At 41.9% G+C, this 18,019-nt stretch carries 32 protein-coding genes; all 32 read right to left on the bottom strand.

The genetic code is table 11. The features are described from left to right. Positions 1-5 precede the first annotated feature (5 nt). Positions 6-998 (bottom strand): DNA-directed RNA polymerase subunit alpha, encoded by a 993-nt coding sequence (locus tag D8S85_RS14885; protein ID WP_127075332.1) that lies wholly within the window; start codon positions 996-998, stop codon positions 6-8. A gap of 16 nt (positions 999-1,014) precedes the next feature. Beyond that, positions 1,015-1,623, bottom strand: a complete 609-nt coding sequence (gene rpsD / locus D8S85_RS14880) for a 30S ribosomal protein S4 (RefSeq protein ID WP_106481366.1) — start codon at positions 1,621-1,623, stop codon at positions 1,015-1,017. Positions 1,624-1,729: 106 nt separating this feature from the next. Continuing rightward, on the bottom strand, positions 1,730-2,119 hold the full coding sequence (gene rpsK / locus D8S85_RS14875) for a 30S ribosomal protein S11 (protein ID WP_041503054.1): 390 nt from the start codon (positions 2,117-2,119) through the stop codon (positions 1,730-1,732). A gap of 18 nt (positions 2,120-2,137) precedes the next feature. Continuing rightward, positions 2,138-2,515 carry a 30S ribosomal protein S13 gene (gene rpsM / locus D8S85_RS14870; RefSeq protein ID WP_027201654.1) on the bottom strand — a complete coding sequence of 126 codons (378 nt, stop codon included), beginning with the start codon at positions 2,513-2,515 and terminating at the stop codon, positions 2,138-2,140. Positions 2,516-2,548: 33 nt separating this feature from the next. After that, complete coding sequence (ykgO, locus tag D8S85_RS14865) at positions 2,549-2,665, bottom strand: type B 50S ribosomal protein L36 (RefSeq protein WP_072025884.1); 117 nt, start codon at positions 2,663-2,665, stop codon at positions 2,549-2,551. Between the two features lie 11 nt (positions 2,666-2,676). Continuing rightward, complete coding sequence (gene infA, locus D8S85_RS14860; protein ID WP_009137817.1) at positions 2,677-2,898, bottom strand: translation initiation factor IF-1; 222 nt, start codon at positions 2,896-2,898, stop codon at positions 2,677-2,679. A gap of 10 nt (positions 2,899-2,908) precedes the next feature. After that, positions 2,909-3,679, bottom strand: a complete 771-nt coding sequence (map, locus tag D8S85_RS14855) for a type I methionyl aminopeptidase (protein WP_106481364.1) — start codon at positions 3,677-3,679, stop codon at positions 2,909-2,911. 24 nt (positions 3,680-3,703) lie between these two features. Further along, positions 3,704-5,047 (bottom strand): preprotein translocase subunit SecY, encoded by a 1,344-nt coding sequence (gene secY, locus D8S85_RS14850; RefSeq protein ID WP_106481363.1) that lies wholly within the window; start codon positions 5,045-5,047, stop codon positions 3,704-3,706. Positions 5,048-5,148: 101 nt separating this feature from the next. Beyond that, positions 5,149-5,595, bottom strand: a complete 447-nt coding sequence (rplO, locus tag D8S85_RS14845; protein WP_106481362.1) for a 50S ribosomal protein L15 — start codon at positions 5,593-5,595, stop codon at positions 5,149-5,151. A 28-nt stretch (positions 5,596-5,623) separates the two neighbouring features. After that, positions 5,624-5,806 (bottom strand): 50S ribosomal protein L30, encoded by a 183-nt coding sequence (gene rpmD / locus D8S85_RS14840; protein ID WP_087421402.1) that lies wholly within the window; start codon positions 5,804-5,806, stop codon positions 5,624-5,626. A 12-nt stretch (positions 5,807-5,818) separates the two neighbouring features. Then, positions 5,819-6,325, bottom strand: coding sequence for a 30S ribosomal protein S5 (gene rpsE / locus D8S85_RS14835; protein WP_106481361.1), 507 nt, complete (start codon positions 6,323-6,325; stop codon positions 5,819-5,821). A 12-nt stretch (positions 6,326-6,337) separates the two neighbouring features. Further along, on the bottom strand, positions 6,338-6,694 hold the full coding sequence (gene rplR, locus D8S85_RS14830) for a 50S ribosomal protein L18 (RefSeq protein WP_106481360.1): 357 nt from the start codon (positions 6,692-6,694) through the stop codon (positions 6,338-6,340). A 22-nt stretch (positions 6,695-6,716) separates the two neighbouring features. Then, positions 6,717-7,271, bottom strand: a complete 555-nt coding sequence (rplF, locus tag D8S85_RS14825; RefSeq protein ID WP_027201661.1) for a 50S ribosomal protein L6 — start codon at positions 7,269-7,271, stop codon at positions 6,717-6,719. 15 nt (positions 7,272-7,286) lie between these two features. After that, on the bottom strand, positions 7,287-7,682 hold the full coding sequence (gene rpsH / locus D8S85_RS14820) for a 30S ribosomal protein S8 (RefSeq protein ID WP_018337672.1): 396 nt from the start codon (positions 7,680-7,682) through the stop codon (positions 7,287-7,289). Positions 7,683-7,700: 18 nt separating this feature from the next. Then, positions 7,701-7,970 (bottom strand): 30S ribosomal protein S14, encoded by a 270-nt coding sequence (rpsN, locus tag D8S85_RS14815; RefSeq protein ID WP_027201662.1) that lies wholly within the window; start codon positions 7,968-7,970, stop codon positions 7,701-7,703. An 11-nt stretch (positions 7,971-7,981) separates the two neighbouring features. Beyond that, a complete protein-coding gene (gene rplE / locus D8S85_RS14810; protein ID WP_106481359.1) occupies positions 7,982-8,530 on the bottom strand; it encodes a 50S ribosomal protein L5 in 549 nt (182 codons plus the stop codon). 118 nt (positions 8,531-8,648) lie between these two features. After that, a complete protein-coding gene (rplX, locus tag D8S85_RS14805) occupies positions 8,649-8,972 on the bottom strand; it encodes a 50S ribosomal protein L24 (RefSeq protein WP_106481358.1) in 324 nt (107 codons plus the stop codon). Positions 8,973-9,062: 90 nt separating this feature from the next. Continuing rightward, positions 9,063-9,428 (bottom strand): 50S ribosomal protein L14, encoded by a 366-nt coding sequence (gene rplN, locus D8S85_RS14800; RefSeq protein WP_027201665.1) that lies wholly within the window; start codon positions 9,426-9,428, stop codon positions 9,063-9,065. A 2-nt stretch (positions 9,429-9,430) separates the two neighbouring features. Continuing rightward, complete coding sequence (gene rpsQ, locus D8S85_RS14795; protein ID WP_027201666.1) at positions 9,431-9,685, bottom strand: 30S ribosomal protein S17; 255 nt, start codon at positions 9,683-9,685, stop codon at positions 9,431-9,433. A gap of 7 nt (positions 9,686-9,692) precedes the next feature. Further along, positions 9,693-9,887 carry a 50S ribosomal protein L29 gene (gene rpmC, locus D8S85_RS14790; protein ID WP_106481357.1) on the bottom strand — a complete coding sequence of 65 codons (195 nt, stop codon included), beginning with the start codon at positions 9,885-9,887 and terminating at the stop codon, positions 9,693-9,695. Positions 9,888-9,931: 44 nt separating this feature from the next. Further along, on the bottom strand, positions 9,932-10,351 hold the full coding sequence (gene rplP, locus D8S85_RS14785) for a 50S ribosomal protein L16 (RefSeq protein WP_027201668.1): 420 nt from the start codon (positions 10,349-10,351) through the stop codon (positions 9,932-9,934). A gap of 29 nt (positions 10,352-10,380) precedes the next feature. Continuing rightward, complete coding sequence (gene rpsC / locus D8S85_RS14780; protein WP_027201669.1) at positions 10,381-11,109, bottom strand: 30S ribosomal protein S3; 729 nt, start codon at positions 11,107-11,109, stop codon at positions 10,381-10,383. Between the two features lie 5 nt (positions 11,110-11,114). After that, entirely contained in the window at positions 11,115-11,534 is a 420-nt protein-coding gene (gene rplV / locus D8S85_RS14775; protein ID WP_027201670.1) for a 50S ribosomal protein L22, read from the bottom strand. 36 nt (positions 11,535-11,570) lie between these two features. Next, positions 11,571-11,840 carry a 30S ribosomal protein S19 gene (rpsS, locus tag D8S85_RS14770; protein ID WP_106481356.1) on the bottom strand — a complete coding sequence of 90 codons (270 nt, stop codon included), beginning with the start codon at positions 11,838-11,840 and terminating at the stop codon, positions 11,571-11,573. Positions 11,841-11,859: 19 nt separating this feature from the next. Further along, positions 11,860-12,684: a 50S ribosomal protein L2 gene (gene rplB / locus D8S85_RS14765; RefSeq protein ID WP_127075330.1), complete on the bottom strand. Its 825-nt coding sequence runs from the start codon at positions 12,682-12,684 to the stop codon at positions 11,860-11,862. 5 nt (positions 12,685-12,689) lie between these two features. Then, positions 12,690-12,980: a 50S ribosomal protein L23 gene (rplW, locus tag D8S85_RS14760; protein WP_106481354.1), complete on the bottom strand. Its 291-nt coding sequence runs from the start codon at positions 12,978-12,980 to the stop codon at positions 12,690-12,692. Between the two features lie 3 nt (positions 12,981-12,983). After that, a complete protein-coding gene (gene rplD, locus D8S85_RS14755; protein ID WP_106481353.1) occupies positions 12,984-13,622 on the bottom strand; it encodes a 50S ribosomal protein L4 in 639 nt (212 codons plus the stop codon). Next, the gene (rplC, locus tag D8S85_RS14750; RefSeq protein WP_106481352.1) at positions 13,622-14,239 is read right to left on the bottom strand and encodes a 50S ribosomal protein L3; all 618 of its coding nucleotides are present in this window, start codon (positions 14,237-14,239) and stop codon (positions 13,622-13,624) included. The genes rplD and rplC overlap by 1 nt, the downstream gene beginning before the upstream one ends. A 67-nt stretch (positions 14,240-14,306) precedes the next feature. Continuing rightward, positions 14,307-14,612 (bottom strand): 30S ribosomal protein S10, encoded by a 306-nt coding sequence (gene rpsJ / locus D8S85_RS14745; protein ID WP_009137840.1) that lies wholly within the window; start codon positions 14,610-14,612, stop codon positions 14,307-14,309. Between the two features lie 77 nt (positions 14,613-14,689). After that, positions 14,690-16,792, bottom strand: a complete 2,103-nt coding sequence (fusA, locus tag D8S85_RS14740) for an elongation factor G (RefSeq protein WP_106481351.1) — start codon at positions 16,790-16,792, stop codon at positions 14,690-14,692. A 17-nt stretch (positions 16,793-16,809) separates the two neighbouring features. After that, complete coding sequence (rpsG, locus tag D8S85_RS14735; RefSeq protein WP_106481350.1) at positions 16,810-17,289, bottom strand: 30S ribosomal protein S7; 480 nt, start codon at positions 17,287-17,289, stop codon at positions 16,810-16,812. A 116-nt stretch (positions 17,290-17,405) separates the two neighbouring features. Then, a complete protein-coding gene (gene rpsL, locus D8S85_RS14730; RefSeq protein ID WP_106481349.1) occupies positions 17,406-17,816 on the bottom strand; it encodes a 30S ribosomal protein S12 in 411 nt (136 codons plus the stop codon). Positions 17,817-18,019 lie beyond the last annotated feature (203 nt).

The raw sequence follows: 18,019 nt of genomic DNA, 5'->3' as shown, positions 1-18,019 counted from the left end.
TTTACTTATTCTTTGTCTAATTTATACTTGGCAACATCCATACCGAATTCAAGGTTATTGTTCTCCAGAAGGGCTTCCAACTCAGTCAAAGATTTTTTACCGAAGTTTCTGAACTTCAACAAATCATTCTTATTAAATTGAACAAGCTCACCCAGAGTTTCAACCTCAGCTGACTTCAAACAATTCAACGCACGCACGGAAAGATCCATGTCCACGAGTTTTGTCTTCAACAACTGACGCATATGCAACACCTCTTCATCAAACTCTTCGTTTCCATATTTATCCTCCGTTTCAAGAGTAATTTTCTCATCAGAGAACAACATGAAGTGATGAATCAAGATCTTAGCAGCCTCTTTCAAGGCATCGGTGGGATTGATAGAACCATCGGTCTCGATGTCAAAAACCAAACGTTCATAGTCAGTTTTTCCTTCTACACGGTAATTCTCAATCTCGTATTTCACGTTTTTAATCGGCGTGTAAATAGCATCAATAGGAATTACACCAATCTCAGCATCTGCAGGCATATTCTCTGAAGCAGGAACATAACCGCGTCCTTTTTGAATGGTCAATTCCATTTCTAGGTGCGTGGAAGTATCCATGTTGCAAATTACCAATTCCGGGTTCAAAACCTCAAACCCTTTCAGGAACTGATTCATATCACCGGCAGTAAACGTCTCTTGTCCAGAAACGGTAACGGTCAACTTTTCATTCTCCACGTCCTCCACTTTTCTTTTCAACCGAACCTGTTTCAAGTTCAAGATAATCTCTGTAACATCTTCAATGACGCCAGGGATTGTCGCAAACTCATGATCTACACCTTGAATTTTAATACCGGTAATCGCAAAGCCTTCCAAAGAAGACAACAAGATTCTGCGTAGTGGATTACCAATAGTGATGCCGTAACCTGGCTCCAACGGGCGGAATTCGAATTTACCGAATTTGTCCGTTGATTCAAGCATGATTACTTTGTCCGGTTTCTGGAAAGCTAATATTGCCATATATATTTTTATTTTACTACTTAGAATACAACTCTACGATTAACTGCTCTTTTATGCTCTCAGGAATATCTGCTCTTTCCGGAACATTAAGTAGTTTACCACTCATAGCCGTAGCATCCCACTCCAACCAAGAGTATCTGCTACTTCTATTACCTCTCAATGATTCGTTAATCACTTCCAGTGCCTTAGATTTTTCTCTTACAGCAACAACATCTCCCGGACGAACGTGACATGAAGGGATATTACATACGTGACCGTTAATAGTGATGTGTCTGTGAGAAACAAACTGACGGGCAGCCGCACGGGTAGGAGCAATTCCTAAACGATAAACCACGTTATCCAAACGACATTCCAACAATTGAAGCAATACCTCACCGGTTACTCCCTTACTACTTTCAGCTTTCTCGAATAAGATACGGAATTGTCTTTCCAACAAACCGTAAGTATATTTTGCTTTTTGTTTTTCTTTCAACTGAGTACCGTACTCAGAGATTTTCTTTCTACGATGAGCAATACCGTGTTGTCCGGGAGGGTAATTACGATGTTCTAACGCCTTATCCGGTCCAAAAATGGGCTCACCAAATTTTCTTGCTATCTTAGACTTAGGTCCTGTATATCTAGCCATCTTATTTAGATTTTAAATTTTAGATTTTAAATTTTAAATTGTCGCGATTCTTAAAATCGTTCGAATCTCAAATTTTACAATTTACAATTTACAATTTAAAATTACATTACACTCTTCTCCGTTTTGGAGGACGACATCCATTGTGCGGAAGTGGTGTAACATCAATGATCTCGGCAACTTCGATTCCGCAAGCGTGGATAGCACGGATTGCAGATTCTCTACCGTTACCCGGTCCTTTGACATATACCTTAACTTTTCTCATTCCCAAATCGAAAGCAACTTTACCACAATCGGTAGCTGCCGTTTGAGCTGCGTAAGGGGTGTTTTTCTTTGATCCTCTAAATCCCATCTTACCTGCCGATGACCAAGAGATTACTTGTCCGTTTGAATTAGTCAACGAGATAATGATGTTATTAAAAGAGGAATGAACGTGTGCTTGTCCCACGGCTTCAACTTTAACTAGCCGTTTCTTGTTTGATGTAGACTTCTTTGCCATAATTCAATCTCTAATCAATTATTTAGTTGCTTTCTTCTTATTAGCAACAGTTTTCTTTTTACCCTTTCTCGTACGGGCATTGTTCTTCGTACTTTGGCCTCTTACCGGAAGACCAATACGATGTCTGATTCCTCTGTAGCAACCAATATCCATCAGTCGCTTAATGTTCATTTGGACAGAAGTTCTCAACTCTCCTTCTACTTTGTACCCACCATTGATGACATTACGTACAGCAGCTAGTTGATCGTCATTCCAATCCTTCACCTTAGTGTCAAAATCGATGCCGGCCTTTTCTAATATGGTCCTGGCACTACTTCTACCTATACCGAAGATATAGGTCAGAGCTATCTCCCCTCTCTTGTTTGAGGGCAAATCTACACCAACGATTCTTGCCATAAATCTTTTTTACTCTTTTTACTAAATTAATAATCAACCCTGACGTTGTTTAAACTTCGGGTTCTTTTTGCAAATGACGTACAAAACGCCTTTTCTTCTTACAATCTTGCAATCAGCACTACGCTTCTTAACAGATGCTCTTACCTTCATTGCTCAACAATTTAATTTTTATATCTAAATGTTATCCTACCTTTCGTGAGATCGTAAGGGGACATATCCACTCTCACTCTATCTCCCGGAAGTATCTTTATATAGTGCATTCGCATCTTTCCCGAAATGTGGGCTGTAATAATATGCCCGTTTTCCAGTTCAACACGAAACATAGCATTTGACAATGCTTCCGTTATTACTCCATCTTGCTCTATCGAAGGCTGCTTCGCCATAATTCAATTTTTACAATTTCCTGTCTTCTATATATTCAAATGTTGACAAAATATCAGCTTCTCCTTTTCTGATAGCCAACGTATGCTCGAAATGTGCTGCGGGCAAATGATCTCTTGTCTTTATCGTCCATCCGTCTGCCATTTGGAAAACGTTACGGGCTCCCATGTTAATCATAGGTTCAATAGCAATCACCATTCCGATCTTCAACTTGCACCCTAGTCCTCTCCGTCCGTAATTCGGTACCTGAGGCTCTTCGTGCAAGTTCTTTCCCACACCATGTCCGACTAGCTCTCTGACAACAGAAAATCCGTTCGCCTCGGCATACGACTGTACAGCATAACCAATATCTCCTATTCGCATTCCCGCAACAGCCTGTTCTATCCCTTTATACAAGCTATCTTTTGTTACTTGCAAAAGCTTTTTCACTTCATCACTAATCTCCCCGACAGCAAAAGTATAGGCGCTATCCCCATAAAAACCATTCTTCACAACCCCGCAATCAACGGATACGACATCACCTTCCTCTAAACGACGAGAGGACGGAATTCCATGAACCACTTCGTCATTCACTGAAATACAAAGCGTATTCGGGAACCCTCCATACCCGAGAAATCCGGGAATGCCTCCATTCGAACGAATAAAATCCTCAGCGATCTTATCCAACTCTAAAGTTGAAATACCTGGGCGAATGTGTTTAGACACCTCACCCAGAGTCTTTCCTACTAATTGGTTGCTTTCCCGCAATAGCTCAATCTCCTCCTGTGTCTTTAAAAAAATCATGCCGCAAAAGTACAATTATTTTTCTTAATATGCAGCAGGTCCTCCAGGATTTTTACCTTTAATACGTCCCGATTTCATCAACCCGTCATAATGACGCATCAACAAGTGAGATTCGATTTGTTGCAATGTATCTAACACTACACCAACCAAAATCAACAAAGACGTACCTCCATAGAACTGAGCAAACTGGTGGTTAACACCCGATATTTGGGCGAAAGCCGGAAGAATTGCTACAATTCCCAAGAATATAGATCCAGGAAGTGTGATTCTAGACATAATAGTATCGAGGAACTCCATCGTTTTCCTTCCCGGTTTTACTCCTGGAATAAATCCACCATTCTTCTTCATATCCTCAGACATTTGCATCGGATTCACCGTAATTGCCGTGTAGAAGTAAGTAAACGCGACAATCATGATAAAGAACGTGAAATTATACCAGAATCCCGTGAAATTTGAAAACGCTGCAGCAAAACCGGATAATGACTCCGAATTTGCATAGTTTATCAAAGAAACAGGTAATAACATGATAGCCTGAGCGAAGATGATAGGCATAACCCCGGCTGCATTGATCTTCAATGGAATGTATTGACGAACACCTCCGTATTGTTTGTTACCCACAATTCTCTTGGCATACTGTACGGGCACCTTACGGGTTCCTTGTACAAGCAAGATTGATCCGCAGAATACCAAGAATAATATAATCAACTCGATCAAAAATGCTACCAAACCTCCTCCTTGTTGAGAAACTCTGGAAGTTAACTCTGCAATGAAAGCGAACGGCAAACGAGCGATGATACCAATCATGATGATGATAGACACACCGTTACCGATTCCCTTATCGGTAATTCTCTCTCCCAACCACAAGACAAACATTGAACCTGCAGCCATGATCACGATAGAAGGGAGCTGGAATTGCCAAAAACCAGTAGATACAAAAGCCTCTGCCGGTACCTGAGCTTTCAAGTTTGTAAGATACGCCGAACCTTGTAATACCAGGATAACTAATGTGAGGTACCGCGTAATCTGGTTAATCTTACGTCTACCGCTCTCACCTTCCTTCTGTAAGCGCTGAAAATAAGGAACCGCAATTCCCAATAACTGCACAACGATGGATGCGGAGATGTAGGGCATAATACCTAACGCAAATACCGACGCGTTCGAGAAAGCACCTCCTGAGAACATATCCAACAAGCCTAATACTCCGCTGGATGTCTGATCTTTCAGAGCCTGCAAACCATGAGGGTCGATACCCGGCAGTACGATCTCTGTTCCCAACCTGTAAACGAGAATAAGCCCAAGCGTAGTTAGAATCCTAGTCTTGAGCTCTTCTATTTTCCAAATGTTCTTTAATGTATCAAATAACTTCATAAGTTCTTTCTTTTAAGGCATTAATTTGGGATTTTGTTAAAGTTGCTTCAAAAATAGTAATTCTATTTTAAAAACAACTTTAAACTCCCAAATTTTTAATCTTACAATTTAACTACTGTTCCGCCAACAGCCTCGATAGCGGCTACCGCTTTAGCGGAAAAAGCATTAGCTTTCACCTCAAGCTTAGCAGTTAACGCTCCGTCACCTAATACCTTAAGAAGATCGTTCTTAGACATTAACCCGGCTTGAACTAATACATCTCTATCGATCACGGTAAGATTATCTCTTTCTGCCAGATCCTGAAGCATCCCTACATTGATAGCTTTATATTCTACTCTGTTTATATTTTTAAAGCCAAATTTCGGTACACGTCTCTGCAAAGGCATCTGTCCTCCTTCAAAACCAATCTTAGATTTATAACCTGATCTTGATTTGGCTCCTTTATGCCCTCTTGTAGAAGTACCTCCTTTTCCGGAACCTTGACCACGACCAATTCTCTTTTCTCTGTGAGTTGATCTGGCAGCCGGTTTTAAGCTACTTAAATCCATTGTATACTCTTTAAAATAGGTTTAACAATTACTTTACTTCCTCCACACGCACGAGATGTTGCACTTTAGCAACCATTCCCATGATTTGAGGTGAAGTCTCGTGTTCAACACTGCTGTTCACTTTCCCGAGGCCCAGTGCGTTCAAAGTAGCAATTTGACGTTTATCACTACCAATTCTACTTCTTACCAATGTAATTTTAATCTTTGCCATCGTTATTCCAGTTTATCCGTTAAACACTTTGTCAAGACTAATTCCTCTTTGTTGAGCAATTGTACGAGGATCTCTCAATAACTTCAAAGCAGCGAAAGTAGCTTTTACCAAGTTGTGAGGGTTAGATGATCCTTTAGATTTTGCCAACACATCTTTCACTCCTGCACTTTCCAACACGGCACGCATAGCACCTCCGGCTACCAGCCCGGTACCGGAAGAAGCGGGACGCATAAACACAGTTGCACCACTATATTTAGCTTCTTGCTCGTGAGGAAGAGTTCCTTTCAATACAGGTACTTTAATCAAGTTTTTCTTCGCAGCTTCAACGCCTTTTGCAATAGCGGTAGTTACCTCGTTAGCTTTACCTAACCCGTAACCCACGATACCGTTTTCGTCGCCTACAACCACGATAGCAGAGAAACTGAAGGTTCTACCTCCCTTGGTAACTTTCGTTACACGGTTGATAGCCACCAATCTGTCTTTCAATTCCAAGTCTGCACTATTAATCTTCTGTTCCATTCTTGCCTACTTTTAAAAATTAAGACCACCGTTACGAGCTGCATCTGCTAATGCTTTCACTCTTCCGTGATATAAATACCCGTTTCTGTCAAACACAACAGCGGTAATCCCGGCTGCTTTTGCCTTTTCAGCAAGCATGGCGCCCAATAATTGAGCCTGTTCTGTCTTGTTACATTTCTTTTCAGCAATCTCTTTGCATAAAGAAGATGCTGATACCAGAGTTTTTCTGGCGTTATCATCAATCAACTGAGCAGAGATTTGCGTGTTTGAACGGAATACGGACAAACGGGGTCTCTCAGCTGTTCCGAAGATTACTTTACGTATTCTTCTCTTTATTCTTATTCTTCTTTCTACCTTAGTTAAAGCCATAACATTACTTTTTTACAGGTGATTAAACTTTAGCTGATTTACCAGCTTTACGACGAAGAACTTCACCCACAAATTTAATACCTTTACCTTTATACGGTTCCGGTTTACGGAATGAACGAATCTTAGCCGCTACCTGACCGATCAATTGCTTATCGCAACTTTCCAGCGTGATAATCGGGTTAGCACGTTTCTCATTAAGCACACTTACTTTCACTTCATTCGGTAACACCATGAAAATTCCGTGTGAATAACCTAATCCCAATTCAAGAACTTGACCTTCAGCATTTGCTCTGTAACCTACTCCGACTAACTCTTGTTTGATCGTGTAACCTTCAGAAACACCTACAACCATGTTATGAATCAAGGCACGATACAAACCGTGCATGGCTTTATGAGCTTTATCTTCTGACGGACGCTCTACAATAACGTGAGCTCCTTCCACTTTCACGATCATATCTCCGTGTACGTCCTGAGAAAGTTCGCCCTTCGGACCTTTAACTACGACCGTGTTATCAGGATTTACAGTAACTGTAACCCCTTGTGGTATATCTATTGGTAATTTTCCTATTCGTGACATTTTCCGCCCTTTTTATTAATAAACATAACACAATACTTCTCCACCAACATTCTTTTGGCGAGCTTCTTTATCAGACATTACGCCTAATGACGTTGACAAAATCGCGATACCTAATCCGTTCAACACGCGAGGCATGTCCTCTACATTCGTGTAACGTCTCAGACCCGGTTTTGAAACACGTGTCAATGTCCTAATGGCGGGAGCCTTCGTTTCAGGATGATATTTCAAAGCAATTTTAATGTTGCTTCTAACACCATCTTGCTCGAATTTATAATTCAGGATATATCCTTTTTCTTTCAAAATTTTGGTCATTTCCCGTTTCATTTTTGACCCGGGGATATCCACAACTTTATGACCTGCTTTTACTGCGTTCCTAATACGAGTCAGGAAATCTGCTATTGGATCTGTCATCTCTTCAAATTTTAAATATTACCAACTAGCCTTTTTAACTCCAGGTATAAGTCCGGCAGATGCCATTTCGCGGAATTGAATTCTGCTTATACCAAATTGTCTCATGTACCCTCTCGGTCTTCCCGTCAATTTGCATCTGTTATGCAAACGAACGCGACTTGAATTCTTAGGCAGAAGGCTTAATCCAATATAGTCTCCTTCCTCTTTTAATTTAGCTCGTTTTGCGGCGTACTTTTCTACCAATTTTGCACGCTTTACCTCACGGGCCTTCATTGATTCTTTTGCCATTTCGCTTTTTTTTAGTTCTTTTTAAATGGTAATCCAAATTCTCTTAGAAGAGCAAAAGCCTCTTCGTCGGTATTAGCCGAAGTTACAAACGTTACATTCATACCCATGATCTTGTGAACACTGTCCAACACGATTTCCGGGAAAATGATCTGCTCTTCTATTCCTAATGTGTAATTTCCTCTTCCATCAAGCTTATTGTTGATCCCTTTGAAATCGCGGATACGCGGAAGCGCGGAAACAATAAGTCTTTCTAAAAATTCATACATACGATCTTTACGCAAGGTTACTCTAACACCAATCGGCATCCCTTTACGTAATTTAAAATTAGAAACGTCCTTGGTAGATTTACAAGCAACGGGCTTCTGACCAGTGATGGCTGCAATCTCGTTCATTGAAAACTCAAGGATCTTCTTATCCTGGATGGATGATCCCACGCCCTGATTGATTACTATCTTCTCCAATCTGGGTGCCTGCATAACTGACTTGTATCCGAACTCCTTCATCAAAGTCGGTACAATTTCTTCGTTATACTTTGTTTTGTAATTTGGTACGTATTTCATTTATAATTATTTGTTTATCATGCCTCACGGCATATTACATTAATTTGCGGCTGCAAAGCTACAAATTTAAATCAATAATTGCAAGTTGCTCTAAGACAACCTGCAATTATTTATTTTACTATTTCAATTCCTGTCCGGATTTCTTAGCGTATCTCACTAATTTTCCTTCGGCATTCCGTCTACGTCCAACCTTCGTCGGTTTTCCTGTAACCGGATCAACCACGTTCAAGTTAGAAATGTGAATCGGAGCTTCTTTCTTGATAATTCCTCCTTGCGGGTGAGCTGCATTGGGTTTGGTATGTTTGCTTACCAGGTTGATACCCTCAACAATCGCTCTTTGCTTGTCCGGAATCATTTCAAGTACTTTCCCCTGCTTCCCTCTATCTTCTCCTGCATTTACTTGAACTAAGTCACCTTTCTTTATATGAAACTTCTTGCTCATCGTATAAATTATTTATGATTTATGATTTACGATCTATGATTCAAGAAATTCGATTATTCATCTACAATCCAAAATCATAAATCTAAAATCTTAAAGTACCTCGGGGGCTAATGACACAATCTTGGTATAACCCTCACGAACTTCTCTGGCAACAGGTCCGAAGATACGAGTTCCTCTCATTTCACCTGCGTTATTCAATAACACGCAAGCATTGTCATCAAAGCGGATATAAGATCCGTCCGGACGTCTGTACTCTTTACTTACACGAACTACCACAGCCTTACTAACTGAACCTTTTTTTACTTCACCGTTCGGGATGGCGTTCTTCACGGCAACAACAATTTTATCGCCTACGCGTGCATATCTTTTCTTGGTACCACCAAGAACACGGATACAAAGCACTTCTCTAGCGCCGCTGTTGTCGGCTACGGTCAATCTACTTTCTTGTTGTATCATGATTACTTAGCTCTTTCAATGATTTCAACTAATCTCCATCTCTTGGTTTTACTCAAAGGACGGGTCTCCATAATTCTCACTGTATCCCCGATGTTACATTCATTTTTCTCATCGTGAGCAGTGAACTTCTTGGTCTTGTTGACGAACTTCCCGTAAATCGGGTGCTTCTCCTTAAAATGAACGGCAACCGTGATAGATTTGTCCATCTTGTTGCTTACCACAAGACCGGTACGCTCTTTTCTAAGATTTCTTTCCATTTTTCTACTACTTATTTAATTCACGTTTGCGTAACTCCGTCATCAATCTAGCGATGTTTCTTCTTGTCGTCCGGATTAACATCGGATTCTCAAGAGGAGAAACAGCATGGTTCATCTTCATCTTGGTCAAGGCAGCTTTTTCTGTCTCGATCTTTTCTCTTATCTCATCGGTGGTTAAATCCTTAATTTCTGATGTTTTCATTTCTCTTACAATTTTTCGTTTCGAAATTCAAAATAGTCTCACGACTACTCAGTGTAATCACGTCTAACCACGAACTTAGTAGCGATGGGTAGCTTTTGTGCTGCCAGGCGCAAAGCCTCTTTAGCGATTGCATACGGTACTCCATCTGCTTCGAAAAGAATACGACCCGGAGTAACAGGAGCAACGAATCCTTCTGGAGATCCCTTACCCTTACCCATACGAACCTCAGCGGGTTTCTTAGTAATAGGTTTATCTGGAAATATACGAATCCATATCTGACCCTGTCTTTGCATGTAACGAGTTACTGCAACACGGGCTGCTTCAATCTGGCGTTGTTCGATCCACATGTTCTCCAACGCCTTGATCCCGAAAGATCCAAATGCAAGTTCATGTCCTCTCTGGGCATTCCCTCTCATTCTCCCTTTCTGCGATCTTCTGTATTTAGTCCTTTTTGGCTGTAACATAGCTCTTGATCTATTTAAAAGTTAAAAGACTACTTTTTTCTCTTTTTGAAACCGCCTTTTTTGCCGGCATTGTTCGGACGGTTGTTGTTCTCTTTCTGAGCGCCAACCAATGCATTCGGAACCAGCTCACGTTTTCCGTAAACTTCACCCTTGCAGATCCAAACTTTGATACCCAGCTGGCCATAAGTCGTCAATGCCTCGGCCTGAGCGTAATCAATATCAGCACGGAACGTGTGCAATGGAATTCTACCTTCTTTGTAGATTTCGGCTCTTGCCATTTCAGCACCGTTCAAACGACCGGAAATCAAGATCTTGATACCTTCTGCTCCCATTCTCATGGTAGAAGCGATAGCCATCTTGATTGCTCTACGGTAAGCCACACGACCTTCCAGCTGACGAGCTATATTATTACCCACGATCACGGCATCCAACTCGGGACGTTTGATCTCGAAGATATTAATTTGAACTTCCTTATCGGTGATCTTCTTCAGCTCCTCTTTCAACTTATCAACCTCTTGTCCGCCTTTACCAATGATGATACCCGGACGAGCGGTATTGATCGTGATCGTGATTAGCTTCAGGGTTCTCTCGATAACAATCTTAGCGATACCTGCTTTAGCGAGACGGGCGTTCAGATACTTTCTGATCTTGTAATCTTCCACCAATTTATCGCCATAGTTTTTACCGCCAAACCAGTTAGAATCCCATCCTCTGATGATTCCTAATCTATTGCTTATTGGATTAACTTTCTGTCCCATGCTAACTATTCTTTTGTAATGTTTTCAACAGCTGTCTTGCTTCCCAACACAATTGTCACGTGATTTGAACGTTTACGAATCCGGTGTGCTCTTCCTTGCGGAGCCGGTCTAAGTCTTTTCAACATACCTGCACCGTCAACGAAAATTTCCTGCACGAACAAGGACGCTTCGTCAACACGTTTGCCCTCGTTCTTTTGTTCCCAGTTAGCAATTGCTGAAAGCAACAACTTTTCAACTCTACGAGCAGCTTCTTTAGGACAAAATTTAAGCATATCCAAAGCTTTCTGTACATCTACTCCGCGGATCAAGTCTGCCACCAATCTCATTTTTTGAGGAGATGTAGGACAATCGCGAAGAATTGCAAAAGCCTTCTCTTTTTTGGCTTCTTTATTCTGATTTGCTCTTAATCTTTTTCTTGCACCCATTTTAATACATCTTCTTTAGTTCAACTTTACCATGCATTACTTTTTCTTTTTATCAGCATGGCCTCTAAATGTACGTGTCGGCGCGAATTCCCCCAATTTATGACCTACCATATTTTCAGTCACGAATACCGGGATAAATTTATTACCGTTGTGTACAGCGATAGTGTGCCCTACGAAGTCCGGAGAGATCATGGAATGGCGAGCCCAGGTTTTAACAACCGATTTCTTATTGGACTCATTCATTACCAATACTTTTCTCTCTAACTTGAAATCAATAAAAGGGCCTTTTTTTAACGAACGACTCATAACATCAATAATTAATCAGTTATTTTTTCCTTCTTTCTATGATATACTTGCTAGAGTGTTTCTTAGGAGCTCTAGTCTTGTAACCCTTAGCCAACAAGCCTTTTCTTGAACGAGGATGTCCTCCTGAAGCGCGGCCTTCACCACCACCCATCGGGTGATCAACCGGGTTCATTACAACACCTCTCACGCGAGGTCTGCGGCCTAACCAGCGAGTACGACCTGCTTTACCTGAACGTTCCAGCGCGTGGTCGGAATTTGATACCGTACCAACAGTTGCACGACAGGTCAACAGCACCATACGAACTTCACCAGAAGGTAACTTGATTGAAGCGTATTTTCCTTCTCTTGCTACTAACTGAGCGTAAGAACCGGCGCTACGAGCCATCACGGCTCCTTGTTGCGGTCTTAACTCGATGTTATGAATGATTGTACCTAATGGGATTTCAGATAAGAACAATGCATTTCCAACTTCCGGAGCAACACCAGCACCACTCATCACGGTTTGACCAACTTGCAAACCATCCGGTGCCACGATGTAACGTTTTTCTCCGTCTGCATACACTAATAGAGCAATTCTCGCCGTACGATTAGGATCATACTCGATTGTTGCAACACGAGCAGGAATATTATCCTTGTCGCGTTTGAAATCTATTATTCTGTATCTTTGTTTATGACCACCACCTATATATCTCATTGTCATTTTACCGGTGTTATTACGTCCACCAGTCTTACTCTTTGGTCCTAACAATGATTTCTCAGGTCTATCTGTAGTCAACTGATCAAAGGTAATCGCTACCTTATGTCTCTGACCAGGAGTTACAGGGTTTAATTTTCTTACAGCCATCTTAATTAAATATTGCTAAAAAAATCAATACTATCACCTTCTGCTAAGGTCACAATTGCTTTCTTGAAGGAAGCGGTTCTTCCGGAAATAACACCTGCTTTCGTGTAACGAGATTTAGCATCTCCTTGATACACCATCGTGTTCACAGATTTCACGGTCACGCTATACATCGCTTCAACTGCTCTCTTAATCTCTAATTTATTCGCTGCCTTGTTAACAACGAATGCTACTCTGTTCTGTTTGTCAGTCAATGCAGTCATTTTCTCTGACAAAATGGGCTTCACAATTACTTGCATGTCTTACTCTTCATTAAGATTGAACATTTCATTTAGGCCCTGCACTGAACTTTCAACGAACACGAGACTCTTAGCTCTCATGATATTGTAAGTTGCAAGATCGCTAACTCTCATCACATCCACGTATTGCAAGTTACGAGCTGACAACAGAACGTTATCGTTCATATCATTGGTAACCAACAGGATGTTACGATTATCTAATTTCAGGTTGTTAAACAGCTGAATCATCTGTTTTGTTTTCGGAGCCTCGAAATTGAGATCCTCAACAACAGTTACCGCGTTAGAAGCGGCTTTTACAGATAATGCTGATTTACGGGCCAATCTTTTCAGCTTCTTGTTCAATTTGAAGCTATAATCTCTTGGTACGGGTCCAAACACTCTACCCCCTCCTCTAAACAGAGGGTTCTTGATACCACCTGCACGGGCGCCACCGGTACCTTTTTGCTTTTTCAGCTTACGGGTACTACCGGAAACTTCATTTCTTTGTTTTGACTTGTGGGTCCCTTGGCGGTTGTTCGCTAAAAACTGCTTTACATCAAGATAAATAGCGTGCTCGTTAGGCTCAATCCCGAAGATAGCGTCATTTAACTCTACCTTCCTGCCTGTCTCTTGTCCGGCAATGTTTAATACACTTAACTCCATTACTTCTCGATAATTACGTATGAACCTTTAGCTCCGGGGATAGAACCCTTCACCAATAACAAATTATTTTCAGGTATCACTTTCAGCACTTCCAAGTTCTGAACCGTTACTCTGTCACCACCTGTTTGTCCACCCATACGCATTCCCTTGAACACGCGTGACGGAGTAGAACAAGCACCGATAGATCCCGGTTTTCTTTGACGGTTGTGCTGACCGTGAGTAGCCTCTCCTACTCCGGCAAATCCATGGCGTTTCACAACACCCTGGAAACCTTTTCCTTTACTAGTTCCGACTACATCAACAAACTCTGTTCCTTCGAACAAGTTCACGTCAATTACATCACCTAACTTGTACTCGACATCATACCCTGAAAATTCCACGAGTTTTCTTTTCGGAGTTGTGCCTGCCTTTTTAAAGTGTCCACTTAGCGGTTTGGTTGTGTTTTTCTCTTTTTTGTCATCAAAACCCAACTGAATTGCTGTGTAACCATCTTTCTCAATAGTCTTTACTTGGGTTACAACACATGGACCGGCCTCAATCACAGTGCATGGAATACTTTTTCCCTCGGCACTGAATACGGAAGTCATTCCGACTTTTTTTCCAATTAAACCTGGCATCTCTTTTTTTCTCTTTTTAAAAAATAGGTTTTCAATCTCTTAATAACGACATAGGTTTTCGCCGTTATCACACTTTAATCTCTACTTCAACACCACTCGGTAATTCAAGTTTCATCAAGGCGTCAATCGTACCTGCAGTTGAACTGTAGATATCGATTAATCTTTTGAACGTGCATACCAAGAATTGTTCACGGCTCTTTTTGTTCACGAACGTAGAGCGGTTTACAGTAAAAATTCCTTTGTGAGTCGGAAGTGGAATCGGACCACTAACCACTGCTCCGGTAGCCTTCACTGTCTTTACAATCTTCTCTGCAGACTTGTCAACCAAGTTGTGATCGTAAGATTTCAACTTAATTCTGATTTTTTGGCTCATGTTTTTAATTATGATTTATGATTTAAGATTTACGATTCTTGATTACTCTCGAATCGTAAATCAGCAATCTAAAATTCTTATAATAGGTCTACTCTACCGTTATTTTTCTCAACTACCTCTTTGGCAATTCCCTTCGGAACCTCTGCGTAATGAGAGAACTCCATGGATGAACTTGCACGACCTGAAGACAAGGTTCTCAAGACAGTCACGTAACCGAATTGCTCTGAAAGCGGCACTTTAGCCTCGATCACACGAGCACCGGCTCTTGACTCCATTCCTTCCACCTGTCCACGACGACGGTTCAAGTCTCCGATAATATCTCCCATGTACTCTTCCGGAGTAACTACCTCAAGTTTCATGATCGGCTCTAACAATACCGGTTTTGCCTTTTGAGCTGCTTCCTTATAACCGATCTTAGCGGCCATTTCGAAAGACAAAGCATCAGAGTCAACCGGGTGGAAAGAACCATCAATCAACGTGATCTTCAAGCTTTCCAACGGATAACCGGCCAATACACCATTATCCATAGCATCCTTGAATCCTTTCTCTACCGATGGAATAAACTCTTTCGGGATATTACCACCCTTCACCTCGTTCACGAAAACCAAACCTTCTTTTCCTTCCTCAGCCGGTTCCATTCTAAAGATAATATCAGCGAACTTACCACGACCTCCGGTTTGTTTCTTGAACACGTGACGATGATCAACCGTTCCGGTAATAGCCTCTTTGTAAGCCACCTGAGGAGCACCTTGGTTACATTCTACCTTGAACTCACGTCTCAGACGGTCAAGGATAATATCCAAGTGAAGCTCACCCATACCGCTAATTACCGTCTGACCTGAATCTTCATCAGTTTTAACACGGAAGGTCGGATCCTCCTCTGCCAATTTCGACAAAGCCATACCTAACTTATCCGTATCTTTCTGGGTAAGCGGCTCCACGGCGATACCGATCACCGGTTCCGGGAATGTCATACTTTCCAACACGATCGGGTTCTCCTCGGTACACAAAGTATCTCCGGTACGAATATCTTTAAATCCAACACAAGCACAAATATCACCGGCCTCGATTACGTCCTTCGGCTGTTGTTTATTTGAGTGCATTTGGAACAAACGAGAAATACGTTCTTTCTTCTCCGTACGCGGGTTGTACACGTATGAACCAGACTCGATCTTACCCGAGTAAACGCGAGTATAGCACAAACGTCCCACGAACGGGTCGGTTGCAATCTTGAATGCTAATGCAGAAAGCGGGGCATCCGGATCAATCTCGAAAGTCACAGGCTCTTCCGTACGCGGTCTCTTACCTGCAGCTGCCGGGATATCCAGCGGGTGTGGCAAATAAGCAATAACAGCATCCAACAAATTCTGAACACCTTTATTCTTGAATGAAGAACCGCACATAACCGGACAGAAATCCATAGCGATAACGGCCTTACGAACCACCGCCTTCAATTCCTCAACGGTAATGGAGTCCGGATCTTCAAAGAAACGTTCCATCAAAGCTTCATCCTGAACGGCAGCAGCCTCAACCAATTTCTCTCTCCACTCTTGAGCTTCAGCCAACAAATTCTCCGGGATTTCTTTGATCGTGGCGTTCATTTCTCCATTCTCCCACACGTAAGCCTTCATCTCGATCAAATCGATCACACCTTGGAATCCGTCCTCTGCCCCGATCGGCAATTGCAACGGAACAGGATTAGCATGTAATTTTTCACGGATTTCACGCACTGCCTTAAAGAAGTCAGCACCTGAACGGTCCATTTTATTCACGAAAGCAATTCTCGGAACCCCGTATTTATTAGCTTGACGCCAAACGGTCTCCGATTGTGCCTCAACACCTCCCACAGCACAGAACAATGCAACAGCACCGTCCAATACACGCAAAGAACGCTCTACCTCAACAGTAAAGTCAACGTGTCCCGGGGTGTCAATAATATTTACCTTATATTGTTGCCCCTGATAATTCCAGTAACAAGTAGTAGCGGCAGAAGTAATGGTGATACCTCTCTCCTGCTCTTGTACCATCCAGTCCATGGTAGCCGTACCATCATGTGTTTCACCGATTTTGTGATTTACTCCGGTAAAATACAGGATACGCTCAGTTGTTGTCGTTTTACCGGCATCAATGTGCGCCATGATACCGATGTTTCTTGTAAAATGTAAATCTCTCTTTGCCATTTATCTTATCCCTTCAATTAAAATCTGAAATGTGCAAAAGCTCTGTTGGCTTCAGCCATACGATGAATATCCTCTTTCTTCTTGAAAGCCGCTCCTTCTTCCTTGTATGCAGCCATGATTTCAGCAGCTAGTTTTTCTGCCATGTTTCTTCCGCTTCTTTTGCGAGAGAACAATATCATATTTTTCACGGAGATAGCTCTTTTTCTCATCGGGTTGATTTCCATCGGCACTTGGAATGTCGCACCACCTACACGACGGCTTTTAACCTCTACTTGCGGAGTAATATTCTCCAAAGCTTGCTTCCAGATGTCCAACGCGGATTTCTCTTCCTTCTTGGCCATTTTCTCGTCTACGATGTCAATAGCATCATAGAAAATTCTAAACGCGATAGACTTTTTTCCGTCTACCATTAAATCATTAACGAACCGGGTAACCAACACGTCGTTGAACTTCGGGTCCGGTAACAGGATTCTTTTTTTTGGTTTACTTTTTCTCATCTCTTCTAGTTTACGAATTTGTTCGTTCGCTGCCCTTACCGGTCTTCAACGGTCTCACGACCATTTACTCAACTTTTCGGGAACAACCCATAAACAACTCCTGTCAATAACTCTTTTTACTTCTTACCTTTTGCCGGAGCAGCTGCTGCAGCACCTTTTTTCGGTCTCTTAGCACCATACTTGGAACGACCTTGCAAACGACCGTTTACACCGGCAGCATCCAATGTACCGCGAACCAAGTGATAACGAACTCCCGGAAGGTCCTTCACACGACCACCTCTGATCAAAACGATAGAGTGCTCTTGCAAGTTGTGTCCTTCTCCCGGAATGTAGGCATTCACCTCTTTCCCGTTGGTTAATCTAACTCTGGCTACCTTTCTCATCGCTGAGTTCGGTTTCTTCGGGGTTGTCGTGTACACACGAACGCAAACCCCACGTCTCTGCGGACAAGCATCCAAAGCCGGAGCCTTACTCTTGTCCTGGATTTTTGTTCTTCCTTTTCTTACTAACTGTTGAATAGTTGGCATACAAGTACTTTTAAATTAGTTACTTTTATTCAATTTGGCTCGCAAAGGTAGCAACTTTATATATTACCACCAAACATTTCTACTCTTTTTTTCGGAAAAAAGCATAAGATTGTGAGAAGGTTAGCCGACAATAAGCCGATGAAATTTCATGGCATATTCATTTTTCTCGCACGACACTCACCCCTCAAAGATGTTTCAAAGAC

Origin of the sequence: Butyricimonas faecalis, assembly GCF_003991565.1 — a bacterium.
GTDB lineage: Bacteria > Bacteroidota > Bacteroidia > Bacteroidales > Marinifilaceae > Butyricimonas > Butyricimonas faecalis.
Note: the sequence above shows the minus strand (reverse complement) of the source record. Positions and strands in the feature narration are given on the sequence as shown.

Coding starts and splice junctions, on each gene's coding strand:
- rpsS (WP_106481356.1), bottom strand. CDS start 11,840: ATGAGTCGTTCGTTAAAAAAAGGCCCTTTTATTGATTTCAAGTTAGAG.
- rplO (WP_106481362.1), bottom strand. CDS start 5,595: ATGGATTTAAGTAGCTTAAAACCGGCTGCCAGATCAACTCACAGAGAA.
- rpsD (WP_106481366.1), bottom strand. CDS start 1,623: ATGGCTAGATATACAGGACCTAAGTCTAAGATAGCAAGAAAATTTGGT.
- rpsQ (WP_027201666.1), bottom strand. CDS start 9,685: ATGGAAAGAAATCTTAGAAAAGAGCGTACCGGTCTTGTGGTAAGCAAC.
- infA (WP_009137817.1), bottom strand. CDS start 2,898: ATGGCGAAGCAGCCTTCGATAGAGCAAGATGGAGTAATAACGGAAGCA.
- D8S85_RS14885 (WP_127075332.1), bottom strand. CDS start 998: ATGGCAATATTAGCTTTCCAGAAACCGGACAAAGTAATCATGCTTGAA.
- ykgO (WP_072025884.1), bottom strand. CDS start 2,665: ATGAAGGTAAGAGCATCTGTTAAGAAGCGTAGTGCTGATTGCAAGATT.
- rplP (WP_027201668.1), bottom strand. CDS start 10,351: ATGTTACAGCCAAAAAGGACTAAATACAGAAGATCGCAGAAAGGGAGA.
- rpmC (WP_106481357.1), bottom strand. CDS start 9,887: ATGAAAACATCAGAAATTAAGGATTTAACCACCGATGAGATAAGAGAA.
- rpsE (WP_106481361.1), bottom strand. CDS start 6,325: ATGGAACAGAAGATTAATAGTGCAGACTTGGAATTGAAAGACAGATTG.
- rplV (WP_027201670.1), bottom strand. CDS start 11,534: ATGGGTGCAAGAAAAAGATTAAGAGCAAATCAGAATAAAGAAGCCAAA.
- rpsH (WP_018337672.1), bottom strand. CDS start 7,682: ATGACAGATCCAATAGCAGATTTCCTGACTCGTATTAGGAACGCAGTA.
- rpsJ (WP_009137840.1), bottom strand. CDS start 14,612: ATGAGCCAAAAAATCAGAATTAAGTTGAAATCTTACGATCACAACTTG.
- rplW (WP_106481354.1), bottom strand. CDS start 12,980: ATGCAAGTAATTGTGAAGCCCATTTTGTCAGAGAAAATGACTGCATTG.
- fusA (WP_106481351.1), bottom strand. CDS start 16,792: ATGGCAAAGAGAGATTTACATTTTACAAGAAACATCGGTATCATGGCG.
- rpsN (WP_027201662.1), bottom strand. CDS start 7,970: ATGGCAAAAGAATCAATGAAGGCCCGTGAGGTAAAGCGTGCAAAATTG.
- rplX (WP_106481358.1), bottom strand. CDS start 8,972: ATGAGCAAGAAGTTTCATATAAAGAAAGGTGACTTAGTTCAAGTAAAT.
- map (WP_106481364.1), bottom strand. CDS start 3,679: ATGATTTTTTTAAAGACACAGGAGGAGATTGAGCTATTGCGGGAAAGC.
- rplN (WP_027201665.1), bottom strand. CDS start 9,428: ATGATACAACAAGAAAGTAGATTGACCGTAGCCGACAACAGCGGCGCT.
- rplB (WP_127075330.1), bottom strand. CDS start 12,684: ATGGCTGTAAGAAAATTAAACCCTGTAACTCCTGGTCAGAGACATAAG.
- rpsK (WP_041503054.1), bottom strand. CDS start 2,119: ATGGCAAAGAAGTCTACATCAAACAAGAAACGGCTAGTTAAAGTTGAA.
- rplD (WP_106481353.1), bottom strand. CDS start 13,622: ATGGAGTTAAGTGTATTAAACATTGCCGGACAAGAGACAGGCAGGAAG.
- rpsL (WP_106481349.1), bottom strand. CDS start 17,816: ATGCCAACTATTCAACAGTTAGTAAGAAAAGGAAGAACAAAAATCCAG.
- rpsM (WP_027201654.1), bottom strand. CDS start 2,515: ATGGCAAGAATCGTTGGTGTAGATTTGCCCTCAAACAAGAGAGGGGAG.
- rplR (WP_106481360.1), bottom strand. CDS start 6,694: ATGGCTTTAACTAAGGTAGAAAGAAGAATAAGAATAAAGAGAAGAATA.
- rpmD (WP_087421402.1), bottom strand. CDS start 5,806: ATGGCAAAGATTAAAATTACATTGGTAAGAAGTAGAATTGGTAGTGAT.
- rplF (WP_027201661.1), bottom strand. CDS start 7,271: ATGTCACGAATAGGAAAATTACCAATAGATATACCACAAGGGGTTACA.
- rpsC (WP_027201669.1), bottom strand. CDS start 11,109: ATGGGACAGAAAGTTAATCCAATAAGCAATAGATTAGGAATCATCAGA.
- rplE (WP_106481359.1), bottom strand. CDS start 8,530: ATGAAATACGTACCAAATTACAAAACAAAGTATAACGAAGAAATTGTA.
- rpsG (WP_106481350.1), bottom strand. CDS start 17,289: ATGAGAAAAAGTAAACCAAAAAAAAGAATCCTGTTACCGGACCCGAAG.
- rplC (WP_106481352.1), bottom strand. CDS start 14,239: ATGCCAGGTTTAATTGGAAAAAAAGTCGGAATGACTTCCGTATTCAGT.
- secY (WP_106481363.1), bottom strand. CDS start 5,047: ATGAAGTTATTTGATACATTAAAGAACATTTGGAAAATAGAAGAGCTC.